Genomic DNA, 14,650 nt, shown 5'->3' with positions numbered 1-14,650 from the left:
CGTTTCTTCATGTTGTGGAATCTCTTCCACAAAAGTTTTATAATTTAATTTATGTATACTTTCAAATTCCCAATCTTGATCAGCAACTTTATAAATTAACCCCATGCCTTATCTCCTTTATCTATTTAATAAAAAATGATAAGTGGAGACTATCCCCACTTATTAAACATTCATTTTATTCTCGATTTACATATAGAATAAGTACAATAATCATTCCACTTAAAATAGTCGTAACAATAGAATAAGAATAAAGAATCATACAAATTGGTAAACAAGCAATCGTAATTAGTCCTGGCTTCGTAAATCCTTTAAATATTAAATAAAATACAATAAAAATGCCTATGAGGGTAAGCGCTATCAAATAATCAAATGCGATTAATCCTCCAATAAATGTTGAAATACCTTTACCGCCCTTACCTTTAAATAAAACTGGGTAAATATGTCCAATAATAACGGCCAATAATGTTAACATTACGAATGTAGGATCTTCAAAAAGATATTTTGCAACAGTAACAACGATTGCTCCTTTAATTGCATCACCTAAAAATGTAGCGATGAAATACCCTTTTCCATATACGCGCCCCATATTTCTTGCACCAGGATTTCCGCTTCCTTCACCCCTAATATCAACGTTATGTCTCAATTTTGTTACTATATAAGCGGTCAAGATGTTTCCAATTAAATAAGAAGCCACCAAATATAAAAACTGCATACTATTAATCATGTAATCATTCACTTTCTACATGGGATTACATATACAATATTCAATTACTACGTATATTGTACGTTTTAATATACATCCCTTTATACATTTTAACATCATATTTTTACAAATCATACAAAAATTCTCATACGCTATTTTTAAAAATATATATCCCTCATTAAATAATATGTTCCTTTCACTGCCATTTCTGCTTGTGATACAAATATAATTTCTTTCATACTTTCTTCACAGCATTTCTTAAATACAGCAAATATTTCAGGAACTAAACGCAATATACTGCCACTTACTGCAATTGGCGTTGAGTGCTTAAAGTTTAACTTGTTATAAACATTTACTGTAATCCTTGCTAATTCCTTTCCAGCTTGCATTATAATTTCATGTGCATCATCATTTCCATTTCTCGCTTCCTGAATAACTAATGGCGCGATTGCTGCAATTTTATCTTTAGAAGAAGTATATACTAAGCTTTTTATATGAGACGGTGTCAAAAGTTGAAACTGCCTTTGAATATTCAAACTCAATGGACAAAGACTGATTCCTTGATCAAATTGAATTGCCATTTTCTTTAAAGATTGTAATGCAATCCAATATCCACTTCCTTCATCACCTAAAATATGTCCCCATCCACCGCTATACTCATACGCTTCTTCTTTCTTTCCAAGACAAATCGCACCTGTACCACCAATTGTTAAAATTCCGTCATTCCCTTTTAAAGTAGCTGCATGTGCGATCATTGCGTCATTGAATACTTCAATTGGTGTTCCATACTTCTTTTTTAGACGTAATGTTAATTCATTTGTATTTGCTCCACTTACACCCGCTAATCCTAAACAAATACAAACGCAATCCCCCTTTAATAACCCTTTCTGGCATTGATCAATCACTTCCATAATATGCACAAGAGCTTCTTCAAAATCTATTAATATATTTCCAAATCCACTTGTAGCTCTTGCAAATTCGTTACCGTCTTTATCAAATGCAATTGCTTCTGTCTTCGTTCCCCCGCCATCTACTCCAATCATATACTTCATATATTCGCCTCATTCTCTTCAAATTGGAGGGAATGTTATATTCCCTAAAACTACAGATTGCTTTGCACCTGTTGCGCTCGGCACATTACTCGGATTACGATGATACGTTTCGTTTGCTAAAATCGCAAAGGCGATTGCTTCTTTCGCCGCTGAGGAATAGCCTAAATCTTCTTGAGTAAATATTTTGCATTTTTCTTCCTTTAATCCAAATCGTATCATTTCAACAAGTGTACGATTATAACTTCCGCCCCCGCCTAAAATTACTTCATCGATTTCATAATACGGAAAAATAAATTCCTGATAATGATGAACAATTGAACTTGCTGTAAACATTGTGACAGTTGCCAATATATTTTCTCTACTATGCTTTTCAAATCGATTCAATAATTCAGTCACAAACGCTTCTCCAAACTGTTCTCTACCTGTTGATTTTGGTGGTTTCACGTTCAAAAATGGATGGTTCATACAATAAGTCAAAATTTCATCTACAACTACTCCCTGTTTTGCAATCTTACCATTTTGATCATATGACAACTGAAATAACCTTTGACATACTTCATCAATTATCATATTCCCTGGTCCAGTATCAAAAGCAATAACACTCTCATTACTTCGTTTACTTGGAACCACTGTAACATTACCAATCCCGCCAATATTTTGTAGTAGTCTATTTTTAGTTTGATGCCGATATAAAATAATCTCTGAATATGGTACAAGTGGTGCACCTTGTCCCCCTGCCGCCATGTCCATCGTTCGGAAATTCGAGATAACTGTCGTGTTCGTTTCATATGCTATTACTGCTGGTTCCCCAATTTGCAATGTTGAAGAAATAATATTTCCTTCTTGCTTTGGCTGATGATAAATCGTTTGTCCGTGAGAGCCTATTAAATCTAATTGTCTCAAAGGAAAATTGGCCTCTTTACAAACTTCCTTTACAGCATTGGCGAAGCATAAACCAAGTTTAAAATTTAAACTACATATAAGTTGGACATTCGAAGTTTCAATTGATAACGCTTGTTGGATCTCATTTTTCATATCATTACAAAATGGAACAGTAGTAAAATGGATGAGTTCGATTTTAGAATCTACACCACTTCCTTCTATATGAACGAGCGCTACATCTATTCCATCTAATGAAGTACCAGACATTACCCCTGCAATATACATAACGTGCATGACCTCCTATTTACTAAAAAACAATCATGTAAGTAACGAACGTACAACCAATCGAAAACAATATAAATCTAAAAAACAACTGAGCTTTCGATGCAAACGATCCATCAATGAAAGAAACAACTACCGTAAGCAAAACGCTTGCCGCAATACTTGTAACGAGCCAGATACTATGCATTTGTGATAGATTTAGCATGCCTAATAAAGGGACAAAAAGTAAATTTGCACAAATCACTCCAAATAATAATAAAAATACGCCTTTATAACTAAATTTTATATTCATTCTATTTCCCCCTTTCTAGTTTTAATGTGAAAGAAGTGATAGACAAAAAGTCTATCACTCAAAATAATAGCATGCAGATTAAGGATTAACAGATTCCCCGTCACCATTCTTTTCAATTTCAAGCATATTTTTGTCGTACATTTTAAAGAATGGTAAATAAATAAGGAACGATATTGCTATATTTATAAAAACTAATGCAATCGCACGCCAATCTCCACCTGTTGCTAAATAAGCACCAATTGGAGCAGGTAATGTCCATGGCGGCATAATATGCGTTGGTGTTACAAATCCCATCGCTGTTGCAGCATAAGCTATAGTAGCTGTTACTAACGGTGTAATGACGAAAGGAATAATTAAAATTGGATTTAATACAATCGGCAAACCGAATATAACCGGTTCATTTATATTAAAAATCCCCGGAACAATACACGTTCTCGATAATGCTTTCGAATATTTTGATCGACCAAATACGATCATAGCTAACACAAGCCCTAACGTTGCGCCCGAACCACCAATCCAAATAAACCATTGATAAAACGGTTCTGGTGCAATAAACGGAAAATGACTCGCTCCACTTGCTACAGCTTCACCGTTCTTTCCTAAATACACATCCCAAAGCGGCCTTGCCACAGTACCTACAACTGATACTCCGTGTATCCCGAAAGACCAGAAAAACGTAATTAAAAATACAGGTATAATAACGCCAAAGTAACTATCACCAGCTTTTACTAACGGTGCGGCTAGTTTATCTACAACGTAATGTAAATCAACTTTAAAAACGACTGTAATAAGACTCATAATAATAATAACGAATGCTGCAGGTATAAGTGCTTCAAATGAACGTGATACTGACGGTGGTACTTGTTCTGGCATTTTTATCGTTACGTTATTCTTCTTACAAAATCTTAAAATCTCAACTGATAAAATAGAGACAATCATCGTCACAAATAATCCATGACCTCCGAGGTTTGTCATTGGAAGCATAAATCCTTTTTTATCAATTAACTCAGGCGTTAATGTTAAAAGTAGTGAACATACCGCAAGCTGTGCTCCTGATAAAGCATCTAATTTATAACTTTTCGCTAAATTATATCCTATTCCAAATGCTATATATAAGGACATAATAAACATAGTTAAACGATATGGTATTAATATACTTGTTTGATTCTTTAATGCCCAAACCGATATGAAACTATCTTTCGGCAGTGGTGGAAATGCTACTATTAAAAAGAAGCTTCCTACTATAATAAATGGTAACGCCGAAATAACTCCATCACGGATTGCTTGTAGATGCCTCTGCTCAGAAAGCCTTGCCATCGGGCCAGATAAGTTTTTATCAAGAAACGTGACAAACTTATTCATAACGCTTCCCCCTAACTGATTAATTCATTTACAGTTTTTAATAAAGTCGGGCCTCCAAGCGGCGTGTATGCTTGCGGTGGAATGATGCCACACGGAATAGATTCCTCCTCTGCAAATTTTTTTACAGAGTCAAATCGGTGTCTTATTTGAGGTGCCACCATTACGACATCCCAGCCATTCTTTACTTCTTCCTCTACCTCATTCGTTCCAATTGCATGCACTTCCATGTTCAAACCATTTTTCTCCGCTTCTTTTTTTAAAGCGTTTACAACAATTGCACTGGACATTCCTCCAGAACAGACAAACAAAACCTTCATTTATTAATCCTCCTATACTTATAATTTATTACCCTTCAAATGAAAGGAAGTTTCACTTTACTAACAAGCATATGAAGTAGTAAATGAATTTAGTTATAATGAAAGTAAATTTCATTAAAAATATTTTTCCTATTAAATTAATGTTTCAATGTGTAATTTTCTCTATTGCAAGGCCAACCTCACCTCAGATATTATTTTAAATAATCATATGATAGGGAGGCGTATAAATGATCGTTAAACGTTTATTAATGATATGTTGTATCGTCATCTTGTTCATCCCTTTCTCTTTCATTTCCCCTCACTCTACTTATGCTGAAGTAAATACTACGTACAAAAAACATGAATTACGTGCTGTATGGATCGCATCAGTTCTGAATATTGATTGGCCCACAAAAACTGGCTTACCTATTGAAAAGCAGAAACAAGAATTTATAAGATTATTAGACGATGTAAAAAGCACTGGTATGAATGCAGTTGTTGTACAAATTAAACCAACAGCTGATGCTTTCTATCCCTCAAATTACGGCCCTTGGTCTGAATACATTACGGGTACACAAGGAAAAGACCCCGGATACGATCCACTTGCATTTATGATTGAAGAAGCACACAAAAGAAATATAGAATTCCACGCATGGATTAATCCATACCGAATAACGATGAATCACACTGATATAAATCGATTATCAAATAATCACCCTGCAAGGCAACACCCCAATTGGGTTGTACCTTATGGCGGAAAGTTATATTACAATCCCGGTATTCCAGAAGTGAAAAAATTTATAACAGAAGGTGCTTTAGAAATCGTACAAAATTACGATATTGATGCGCTGCATATGGATGATTATTTTTACCCATATAAAGTAGCCGGTGAAGAATTTCCAGATCAGAAAACATACGAAACATATAATAACGGTAAATTTACAAATATAGAAGATTGGCGACGTAACAATGTAAATGAACTTGTAAAAGATTTAAATACTGCTATAAAACAAGAAAAATCATACGTAAAGTTTGGCATTAGTCCGTTCGGTGTATGGCGAAATATAGCGGACGATCCGACTGGCTCTAACACAACCGCAGGCCAAAGAAACTATGATGACCTTTATGCTGACACACGTGAGTGGATACAAAAAGGATATATTGACTACATTACACCGCAAATATATTGGAATATAGGTTTCACCCCAGCTGCATATGACATATTAGTAGATTGGTGGGTTAAAGAAACAAATAACAAACCGATTCACCTATACATCGGTCAAGCGGCCTATAAAATTAATAATAACTCCGTCTCTGCTTGGTCTGATCCAGAAGAATATCCAAGACAAATTACATTAAACCGGCTATATCCTGAAATAAAAGGTAGTATGCATTTTAGCTTAAAAGATATTAATAACAATCCACTTGGAGTTAAAGATAGACTCTCAAAAGACATATATATACATCCTGCATTAATCCCGCCTATGCCTTGGATTGATCATGATCCACCAAAACAACCGACATTAAAAGGTGCCATTCCAAGAAATGAAGGTATTGCAATCGGTATCATTGATAATAGAGATAATGATTCTGCTTATTACGCTATTTACCGCGCGAATGGGCAAAATGAAGTGGATATACAAAATCCTAAAAATTTACTTACTACTGTAAGAAAAACAAAACTTGGAGAAATTTATGTAGATAAAACCGTTATTTCTGGAGAAATGTATACGTATGTCGTAACTGCAGTTGATCGATTGCATAATGAAAGTGTGGCTTCTAGTCATACTACCGTTAGAGCAAAATAAAATCTCATAACAAAAAGCGCCTTAAAGCTGTGATACTTAGCTTTTAAGGCGCTTTTTGTTATTTATTCTTAAACTTCTCAGTCGCTGCTCTCATCTTCACATTTAAATCATGATCAATTGAGTCGCGAATATCTCGCTCTACTACTTCCATTTCTTTTTTGAAATTTTCCAAGTAGATTTTCAATTCTTCTTCCTTCTCTGGTCTTTGTGAAGGTGGTAATTGTACTACCAACGATAACATGGCCGTTAAATCTTTCATTAAGAACGTTTCAAGTTTATGTTGTTGTTCAAACATGCGTTGCTCTTGATAGTACGGAAGTGCATTTAATACTGAAATTGTAATATCATCAACCGTTCTTTGTAATGAAGGATTTATTGAGCGTTTATACGCTTGAATTGTATTTAATGCGTCTGGATAACGGTCATAAAAATACAATTTATAAAATGATAAGTCTGTCGGTTTTACAGTTTGCTGCGTTTCTTGTCTTAAGAAATCTTTCACTTTCATCGCAGCCACATCGATATCTTCACTTGTAAGCTTTTTCGTAGTTTTTGCCATTACATGCACTTTTTTCTGCTTTTCTTTCGGTAACATCGAGAAGACTTGTTCTCTCGTACGTTGACCTGATGCACAGAATAGAGTATTTAGTATATTTTGTTCTTTCTTTCCTTCGGTGCGAATCCAGCGATAAAACAGTGGGTGTTGTGTAAATTCTTGTAGAAACGGTATTGATTTGTTTGATAACTTATCTAAAGAATCTTGCGCTTTTTTATATGGCTTCGTCCATGAAAAATACAGTTTCCGTCCGAAATATACGACTAAAACAACGACAGTAAATGCTATTAAAAGCAATGTACCGAGTAGTAATAGTACTGTTTGAATGAAACTCATTTGTTCACCTCCTCTAATAATCCGTTATTTCCTTGGACGCTGAATGAGTTTCTGCTTCATCTCATCATTAAATGTGTCTAGTTCAATAACAAACTTCTTACTTGACTCAATAATACGTTCTGACGATTTTTCAGATGCCTCAATTGCAGCGAACACATTTTGGAATGATTCGCGTAATTTATCCATGCTAATAGCAGGATTCTCAAGCAATTTCGTCGTTTCTTCTGTATTTTGTTTTAACGCTTGAGAATTACTTAACACCATCGATTCAATTGCTTCATTCGTCGCATTTACGGCATCAATTGTTTTACGTTGATTCGTTAATGCTAGCTGAATAGCAGCTGAAACTGTTACAACGTTTTGCGTCATCGTAATCGCATTACGTATTGCCTCTGTTAATTTTTCATTGTTTTTCTTAATGATGTCTACAGAAGCTATAGATTGTAATAATACACTTTTCGCTTGCTGCATATTACGTGTACGTACAAGTATCTTTTCTAATGCATCGTTAATTAACGGAATATCCCTTTGACGCTCTGGGTTTTGTTTTTCAGCTTCAAGCATGCCAGCAAGCTTTTTCCCTAAGTATACTTGTTTATCAAGAGCATGAATTTTATCGTGCGATTGTTCTTTTAACATTTCAAGACCAACTGTATCCTCTTGTAGGTTATCACGACCAATTAGGAGGGATCTAATAATTTCCTCGATTTGTTTATCTATAGATTGGTATTTATGCACGTATGTTTCAAGTGGATTTTTCTTGAATACTTTAAACATTATTTTCTTCATACCACTTGCTTTAAGTGAATTGGGATCAAGCTCTGATACCACTTTTCGTAATTCTAACAATGTATTTGGAATTTCTTCATTTTTCCCATTCATCATCGCTGTTACAGGGCGTTTTAAAGCTGATAACGTTTGTCCTGCTGCTTGTTGCTCTTTATCCCCTAAATCTCCTAGCTGAGACAATACTTTTGATAAATCTGTATTTTGCTCGCTATTTAACTTTTGTACATAAAGATCAGCTTCTTTATTTAGTTCCTCTAATTCTGCATCTTTTATAACTGTATCAACTACTACTTCTACATTATTATCTTTCACAATGGATACAGGTTCTTTTTTCTCGAGTTCAGTCAACAAAATCGCTCCTTTATTTATATGTGCGAATTCATATGCACTATATTTCATCAATTATATCGTATTTCATATACATTCTGCCTGCTTGAAATCGATTTTTTAGAAATGTCTGTTTATGCAGTCATTCCCTGTTTCTTACTATAAGTATACCTGTAATCAACATAATTTTCCTCAGACTTAAGACCTAGAGAACTACATGCTGAAGGCGGATTCTTCATATATTTCCTAAATAATTTACGTTCTTTCAATCGTGCTACACTCAATCTTTTGACATTCACCCTTTTTCAATGTGATAATTCTATTACGCTCACTTTTATTTATTTTTGCGAGCTACAAATGCTCCCTTTTGAAACGCTAATAACACCGTTTCAAACGTATCATCTTCTTCAATCATTTTTATAAACTCACCTAATTCACTCGCATGAGAAGTTGCATTATCAACAACAAGAAAACCTTTTGGTTGTAACATACGTTTTATATGCTCAAACCACCACATGTATTGCGTACGCTCTGAATCTAGGAAAATAAAATCAAATGAATGATTTAATTGCGAATCTAAAAATGCCCCGGCTTCTTGATTATGAATATCGATTCTTTGTAACAGGTTTGCCTTTTCAAAATTGACAAGTGCCTCTCCAACTCGTTCTGAAGAAAGCTCTACAGTCGTTACATTTCCATTCGTTTCTTCTACCGCATTAGCTAACCACAATGTAGAATAACCATTAGAAGTTCCAATTTCTAAGATGTTTTTTGCATTACACCCTTTTACTAAAATTGATAAAAATTGCCCCATCTCACGAGAAACATTCCGTAATTTTTCTTCCCTTGTTTTTTTATTTCGATCATGCTCTTCTCCATATTGTTCAAGTTGCAATAATAATGAATCTACTGTATCCATTCTTTTCATCGCCTTTCCAAGCAATATGATGAAAAAGCTCTTGCTGCCCGTCTACTTTTTATTATATGCGAAACAAAAACCTTTTTCCTGTTATATGACAAAGATTTATAATTTTTTATAGCATATTGTTTCGTTTTTTGGTAAAGTTAATTTCTACGTGCAATTATTCCATTCATATTATTTCATATTAAAATTGCAGTTATTAAATTATATAAACCCCATTTAAATGAATCGGTATTTCAAATTCAATTAAGCGCCCTTTTCGGACGCATTTTCTTTGTTTATATATTTCCAGAAGAAAGGATGCTTACAAATGAACGTGATTAGCTTAGATGCTGCTCGAAAACGAAAGCAGCATAAAAAATTAATGATTACTATACCGATTATTACACGTATTTATGAAGAAGACGGGGAAATTAAATTTGAGGTAGCTGGCGAAAAAGATGTACCTCTTGAAATGTTAGAAAAATAATAAAAAACGCATTTCTGAAGAAATGCGCTTTTTTATATTTTTACATTTAAATGCATAAGTTTTTCAGGATTAACCATCATATAAATATTTGAAATTTTCTCATCCTCAAATGCAAACGAAAGAACATACGTTACTTTATTATTTATTGTAACTATAACTCCTGGCATACCATTTACCATTTTGAAATCAACAGTGTACTCTTCTGTCAATCGTTGTGCAATCCCAAAGAACAAGCGCATAATTCGATCCGCAGAATAAATCGGATTAATCGCAGTCGTAACTTTACCACCACCATCAGCTTTGAGTATAGCATCTGTTTTTAATACTTCTAACATACCTTCCTCATCCCCACACTGTAATGATGATACAAACTTTTCAACATAAGAAGCCATTTTCTCCGTGCTTAATTTTGATTGCTTCGGTTTCTCCAAAATGCTTTTTCGTGCACGTTGAAAGATCTTCCTGCAGTTCACACTACTCTTATCAACAATTGAAGCTATTTCTTCGTATTCATAACTGAAAACCTCTCTTAATATGAAAACAATCCTTTCTACCTCAGATAGTTGTTGTAAAAGTAATAAATATGCGGTGGAAAGGGATTCTTTCATTATAAATGACTTTGATGGCTCATCACTCTCTTCTACAAGTGGCTCTGGTAACCACATCCCTACATACACGTTACGTTTATGCGCTACCGATCGTAATTTATCAATTGAACGATTTGTCGCCATCTTACATAAATATGCTTTCATATTTTCTATAGATTGAGGATCTTCTATATTATTTAGCGAGATAAATAATATAGAAGATCCTCAGCATCCATAACGCTCCCAAGAATTCTGTATGCTAACGAAAATAATAATGGTTGATACGCTTCATATAACTGCTCCGTTTCCATGATGAACTACCTCACTTTCATATTGCTTTAAAATGTGTAACGCTGCACGTTTCCCGCTTGCTACCGCAGCATCAGCTAATATTTCATCATGCCCTGCCCAATCTCCTGCAACATAAATACCTGGCATTTCAGGTATATTTGGGCCCGGTTTTTCAACACGGTCAATATGAGGAAAATCATGTACTACTGTTATTTTCGGTAAATATTGCTGTGCAACAACTTCTCTTTTCCAATTTGGATGTAACAACTCCATCGTACTTTCCAACTGTTCTTTATCTTCATGAATATGATTCATCGCTAGCACAGGATTATGGTACTTAATTAGACTCACTGCAATTGATCCATCTTCACTTAATTTAGCTGCTCTCGATTGATTTGTGAAAAATATAGGTTGATCTAATCCTAATACAAATTGATGTGTAGGATTGGGTAATTGTCTCAAGCCAATATCTAATGCAGCAACAGTAACCGGTACCGATTGTTCACTCCACCTATGCAAACTTGTTCCTTCTGCACCTTTTATTATTTTACAAGCTTCTTTCGGCGGAGTCGTCACGATGACTGTACCTACTTCAAAAACCTCATCATCAACACAATGTATTCTTTGTTTATCTTCGTAATGCTCTATTTCCAAAACATGCTTTTTAGCCAAAAATTGCACGCCAGCATCGTTCGCTATAGCTCTTAATTTTGTTATTATCGTTTCCCAACCACCATCTACATAAAGCACTCCTTCTTTTATAGAAAGCTGTATTTGCTTTAGTACAGATGATGCTAATTGTATTGTAGGAGCAAACGTATATGTTGTCGTCCGGCATAGCACATAAAAGATATTGCGAACCATTGGATCTTTTATTTCATTTTCTGCCCATGTAGTTAGACTCATTTTTGGAATTTCTCCTACATCTAAATTTCCTAAACGAATCATAAGACGTGAGAATTGTACTTTTGCAGACCACGAAAGTAGTGGTGTTGATAAAATTGAGCGAAAATCTGTTGGGATGGTGAATATATCCCCTTTCCATATTCCATGTGCTTTTGTAGATGGTATTCCACCTGGAAGATTCATACCGAGCTCATTAAAAGTTATAAACGCTGCCCCGCCTCTATATAAAGCATGTGCACCAAGATTCATGCAGATTCCATTTTTATTTATAGTCATCCCTCGGCCACCGAATTGACTCGACTTTTCTAATACAATCACTTTCCTTCCAGCTTTCGCTAAATATATAGATGCTGTTAATCCAGCAAGCCCACCGCCAACAATTGCTATATCAAATGTATTCATAATAAAATCCCTCCTTATCGTTCTACATACAAGACGAACGATTAAGGAGGGATGTGACATAAAAATAAATTTTTATTATCCTACTTTATTTCATTACTTTTTAATTCGGTCATATTGCATACGAAATAACTCAATTGCAAATGGAATATCCTCTTCACTCTTTATATAATAACTGATCCATCCTGATTCAGGTAATACGTGATGTGGTTTTACCAATCCCTGCTTCACTAATTCATCTCGCTTTAACTTCGGAAATGGTAAATCAGCTAATTTATCACCACCATGAAGATGGCCAAGTTCTTTCTTGCCATAATTTATTTCAATACCACCAAATCGATGCGTTTTTTCAGAAACACCCGCCCAGCTGAGTACTTCATTTCTAATCATTTCACTAAATGACATGAACATTCACTCCTTATAAATGATTGATGTAATTTTAAGTTAACATTTTCATTACTTTTTTCCATCAATCCAAAGTATGAATGGGAATACGAATATAGTTTAATCTTAATACCTTATTCTTTATGGAATAAGTGAATTTATTAAGTTATCGACAACAGCACAAAACAAAGACTAGACACATATCCTAATTTTGTAACCTAACTTACCTATAGAAAGGCGGGTAATACAATTGACTGCCAACATCGACTATACCTCCCCCTCAACTAATTTTACTTATGATGTAAATAAAAGTAATTTTTTTCAGAAAGATGCCCAAAATTATATAAATGTACTTGGCATTAAACAATTAAATACTTTAGAAAATACTTCTTTATTAGATATTTATTTAAGTACAGGAAATGTTGTAGAACCACATATTCATCAAAATGCAGCTGAACTTGTTTATTGTATTTCAGGGTCTGCTGTTGTTTCTTTACTTAATCCATTTACGAATCAAATATTAAACTTACCGATAAAACCGGGGCAAGTTGCCAACATTCCACAAGCGTGGTGGCATTATGAAATTGCTACAGCAGATAATACTCATTTATTAGCTATTTTCAATGCCCCAGCGCCAGAAGTTATTTTCGGTTCTGACATTTTAAGATTAACTCCGGCTCATATGATGGCCCATACTTACTGCCTCAATGAACAACAATGGAAACAAGCGATTTCTCCTATTCAATCAACTACTGTAATTGGTCCTCCGGCAAACTGCAATCAAAACCGTGAAATGAAAAATTATCCAATCCCCCCCCTTACTCAACAGCCTAATCCCTATCGCCAAGATTCTTATTACTTTCCTCTGTACTGGGGTTATTAATTTGTAAATTTTCAAAATAATCATCATTTATCTCCTAGGAAAATACCGAGGAGATTTTTTATTGTATCTTCTCTTCCTATTAATAATAGTAACAATTGATAGTATACATACATATAATATTTATATATTAAATTGGAGGTGATAGTACTATGAGTAATTATAACTATCGAAAAAACTACTCTTATAATAAAAATAGTAGCTCTTCAGCATCCTCTCAATCTTCCAATTCCCAATCTTCCAATTCCCAATCGCAAAGAGACTTAACTCAGCAAGGCTATGTAAAGAAAAAAGGATGTAACTGTAATAAAAATAAATAGTTTATTTTATGGATGAATTCTTTTGTAAAAGAATTCATCTTTTTTTGCTGACCGGAATTTTTTTATGTTACATAACTTATTCCTTAAATAGGAAAGGATAAATTATACTTTTTATACGAACTTAACAAAGAGTGATTATTCAATTGATTTATTACCTATTCCCCCAAAAAATATAGTCCTTCCTAAATTTAGGAAGGACTATATACAAACCTCTGTTTAATTTCCTACTAAACGTTGTAACAAATTAAACGATATTAATACCTGCACTTACAAATCCAGCAACTGCAGCTATTGGACTTGCTGCTGTTAATGAAACATATAACAGTATTTTATCCCCAGCCGCTACTGGAATAGCTTCAGCTATGATTCCTGATGCTGTAGAACCAATCGCTATTGCGGCAAATGCTGGTGTTAATAATAGAGGTGCGCCTTGTACTGTAAACGTATTGCTTGCTGCAGGTGCAGTTAATATTTGTATCTGCACTTGAACTGGTGATAGTGGAGCTAATGCAGCTGTTGCACTAAAGAAACCTGCTAATGACGTAATAGTTCCTGCGCGCGGTGCTACAAATGCATAATCACCTACACCTAATGCTAATGTGATACTTGTTCCACCAGTTAAAGCTACACCAGGCTGACTAAATCCAAATCCAAGAAGAGTTCCTGTATTAGCTATTAACGCGTTAACTAACGCAGATGGAGTTGTACCTGAAGCAAATGGAATAATAGCTCCGCCACCAGTTGCACCTGTTGCTCCTGTTAAACCTGTTGCTCCTGTTGGGCCTGTTGCTCCTGTTGCTCCTGTTG

Annotated in this window: 16 protein-coding genes and 1 pseudogene; 3 read left to right on the top strand and 14 right to left on the bottom strand. The window is 34.5% G+C overall.

The window, feature by feature from the left end:
* Positions 1-175: 175 nt before the first annotated feature.
* The 6 genes from plsY to MR160_RS29400 all read right to left on the bottom strand — a co-directional run bounded on the left by plsY (position 176) and on the right by MR160_RS29400 (position 4,890).
* Positions 176-724 (bottom strand): glycerol-3-phosphate 1-O-acyltransferase PlsY, encoded by a 549-nt coding sequence (gene plsY, locus MR160_RS29425; RefSeq protein ID WP_000610879.1) that lies wholly within the window; start codon positions 722-724, stop codon positions 176-178.
* A 137-nt stretch (positions 725-861) separates the two neighbouring features.
* Positions 862-1,755: a BadF/BadG/BcrA/BcrD ATPase family protein gene (locus MR160_RS29420; RefSeq protein ID WP_000876579.1), complete on the bottom strand. Its 894-nt coding sequence runs from the start codon at positions 1,753-1,755 to the stop codon at positions 862-864.
* A gap of 18 nt (positions 1,756-1,773) precedes the next feature.
* On the bottom strand, positions 1,774-2,922 hold the full coding sequence (gene anmK, locus MR160_RS29415; RefSeq protein WP_000274969.1) for an anhydro-N-acetylmuramic acid kinase AnmK: 1,149 nt from the start codon (positions 2,920-2,922) through the stop codon (positions 1,774-1,776).
* Positions 2,923-2,944: 22 nt separating this feature from the next.
* The gene (locus MR160_RS29410) at positions 2,945-3,211 is read right to left on the bottom strand and encodes a hypothetical protein (protein WP_001021963.1); all 267 of its coding nucleotides are present in this window, start codon (positions 3,209-3,211) and stop codon (positions 2,945-2,947) included.
* A 78-nt stretch (positions 3,212-3,289) separates the two neighbouring features.
* A complete protein-coding gene (locus MR160_RS29405; RefSeq protein ID WP_242298859.1) occupies positions 3,290-4,573 on the bottom strand; it encodes a PTS sugar transporter subunit IIC in 1,284 nt (427 codons plus the stop codon).
* Positions 4,574-4,584: 11 nt separating this feature from the next.
* Positions 4,585-4,890 (bottom strand): PTS sugar transporter subunit IIB, encoded by a 306-nt coding sequence (locus MR160_RS29400; protein ID WP_000865903.1) that lies wholly within the window; start codon positions 4,888-4,890, stop codon positions 4,585-4,587.
* Between the two features lie 227 nt (positions 4,891-5,117).
* Between MR160_RS29400 and MR160_RS29395 the strand changes: the two genes are divergently transcribed.
* Complete coding sequence (locus tag MR160_RS29395) at positions 5,118-6,677, top strand: glycoside hydrolase family 10-like protein (protein WP_000636025.1); 1,560 nt, start codon at positions 5,118-5,120, stop codon at positions 6,675-6,677.
* Between the two features lie 58 nt (positions 6,678-6,735).
* Here the strand turns inward: MR160_RS29395 and MR160_RS29390 are convergent, their stop codons facing one another.
* From MR160_RS29390 to MR160_RS29380, 3 genes are all read right to left on the bottom strand, one after another.
* Positions 6,736-7,569 (bottom strand): DUF3974 domain-containing protein, encoded by an 834-nt coding sequence (locus tag MR160_RS29390; protein ID WP_000008362.1) that lies wholly within the window; start codon positions 7,567-7,569, stop codon positions 6,736-6,738.
* Positions 7,570-7,593: 24 nt separating this feature from the next.
* Positions 7,594-8,706, bottom strand: a complete 1,113-nt coding sequence (locus MR160_RS29385) for a toxic anion resistance protein (RefSeq protein ID WP_000137396.1) — start codon at positions 8,704-8,706, stop codon at positions 7,594-7,596.
* A 313-nt stretch (positions 8,707-9,019) separates the two neighbouring features.
* Positions 9,020-9,613, bottom strand: a complete 594-nt coding sequence (locus tag MR160_RS29380; protein WP_002082794.1) for an O-methyltransferase — start codon at positions 9,611-9,613, stop codon at positions 9,020-9,022.
* A gap of 304 nt (positions 9,614-9,917) precedes the next feature.
* On the opposite strand from MR160_RS29380, the gene MR160_RS29375 reads away from it, so the two are divergent.
* Complete coding sequence (locus MR160_RS29375) at positions 9,918-10,076, top strand: hypothetical protein (protein ID WP_001100984.1); 159 nt, start codon at positions 9,918-9,920, stop codon at positions 10,074-10,076.
* A gap of 32 nt (positions 10,077-10,108) precedes the next feature.
* Here the strand turns inward: MR160_RS29375 and MR160_RS29370 are convergent, their stop codons facing one another.
* From MR160_RS29370 to MR160_RS29360, 4 genes are all read right to left on the bottom strand, one after another.
* Positions 10,109-10,879, bottom strand: a complete 771-nt coding sequence (locus MR160_RS29370) for a sigma-70 family RNA polymerase sigma factor (RefSeq protein WP_396132098.1) — start codon at positions 10,877-10,879, stop codon at positions 10,109-10,111.
* The gene (locus MR160_RS35400) at positions 10,861-10,974 is read right to left on the bottom strand and encodes a sigma factor (RefSeq protein WP_015945776.1); all 114 of its coding nucleotides are present in this window, start codon (positions 10,972-10,974) and stop codon (positions 10,861-10,863) included. The genes MR160_RS29370 and MR160_RS35400 overlap by 19 nt, the downstream gene beginning before the upstream one ends.
* The gene (locus tag MR160_RS29365) at positions 10,952-12,262 is read right to left on the bottom strand and encodes a phytoene desaturase family protein (protein WP_242298858.1); all 1,311 of its coding nucleotides are present in this window, start codon (positions 12,260-12,262) and stop codon (positions 10,952-10,954) included. The genes MR160_RS35400 and MR160_RS29365 overlap by 23 nt, the downstream gene beginning before the upstream one ends.
* Positions 12,263-12,355: 93 nt before the next feature.
* Complete coding sequence (locus tag MR160_RS29360) at positions 12,356-12,664, bottom strand: luciferase domain-containing protein (protein ID WP_242298857.1); 309 nt, start codon at positions 12,662-12,664, stop codon at positions 12,356-12,358.
* Positions 12,665-12,893: 229 nt separating this feature from the next.
* Here MR160_RS29360 and MR160_RS29355 point away from each other — a divergent pair, with 229 nt between their 5' ends.
* Positions 12,894-13,526, top strand: coding sequence for a cupin domain-containing protein (locus MR160_RS29355; RefSeq protein ID WP_242298856.1), 633 nt, complete (start codon positions 12,894-12,896; stop codon positions 13,524-13,526).
* A gap of 561 nt (positions 13,527-14,087) precedes the next feature.
* Here MR160_RS29355 and exsJ read toward each other — a convergent pair.
* A pseudogene (gene exsJ, locus MR160_RS29350) lies at positions 14,088-14,650 on the bottom strand (exosporium protein ExsJ); the annotation flags it as partial.

The sequence above is a fragment of the Bacillus cereus group sp. BfR-BA-01382 genome, from assembly GCF_022663475.1.
Classification (GTDB): Bacteria; Bacillota; Bacilli; order Bacillales; family Bacillaceae_G; genus Bacillus_A; species Bacillus_A thuringiensis_S.
This window is presented reverse-complemented; position numbering and strand designations above follow the sequence as displayed.

Bases quoted from the DNA above. Each gene is read 5' to 3' on its own strand.
- plsY (WP_000610879.1), bottom strand. From the start codon at position 724: ATGATTAATAGTATGCAGTTTTTATATTTGGTGGCTTCTTATTTAATT.
- MR160_RS29420 (WP_000876579.1), bottom strand. From the start codon at position 1,755: ATGAAGTATATGATTGGAGTAGATGGCGGGGGAACGAAGACAGAAGCA.
- anmK (WP_000274969.1), bottom strand. From the start codon at position 2,922: ATGTATATTGCAGGGGTAATGTCTGGTACTTCATTAGATGGAATAGAT.
- MR160_RS29410 (WP_001021963.1), bottom strand. From the start codon at position 3,211: ATGAATATAAAATTTAGTTATAAAGGCGTATTTTTATTATTATTTGGA.
- MR160_RS29405 (WP_242298859.1), bottom strand. From the start codon at position 4,573: ATGAATAAGTTTGTCACGTTTCTTGATAAAAACTTATCTGGCCCGATG.
- MR160_RS29400 (WP_000865903.1), bottom strand. From the start codon at position 4,890: ATGAAGGTTTTGTTTGTCTGTTCTGGAGGAATGTCCAGTGCAATTGTT.
- MR160_RS29395 (WP_000636025.1), top strand. From the start codon at position 5,118: ATGATCGTTAAACGTTTATTAATGATATGTTGTATCGTCATCTTGTTC.
- MR160_RS29390 (WP_000008362.1), bottom strand. From the start codon at position 7,569: ATGAGTTTCATTCAAACAGTACTATTACTACTCGGTACATTGCTTTTA.
- MR160_RS29380 (WP_002082794.1), bottom strand. From the start codon at position 9,613: ATGAAAAGAATGGATACAGTAGATTCATTATTATTGCAACTTGAACAA.
- MR160_RS29375 (WP_001100984.1), top strand. From the start codon at position 9,918: ATGAACGTGATTAGCTTAGATGCTGCTCGAAAACGAAAGCAGCATAAA.
- MR160_RS35400 (WP_015945776.1), bottom strand. From the start codon at position 10,974: ATGGAAACGGAGCAGTTATATGAAGCGTATCAACCATTATTATTTTCG.
- MR160_RS29365 (WP_242298858.1), bottom strand. From the start codon at position 12,262: ATGAATACATTTGATATAGCAATTGTTGGCGGTGGGCTTGCTGGATTA.
- MR160_RS29360 (WP_242298857.1), bottom strand. From the start codon at position 12,664: ATGTCATTTAGTGAAATGATTAGAAATGAAGTACTCAGCTGGGCGGGT.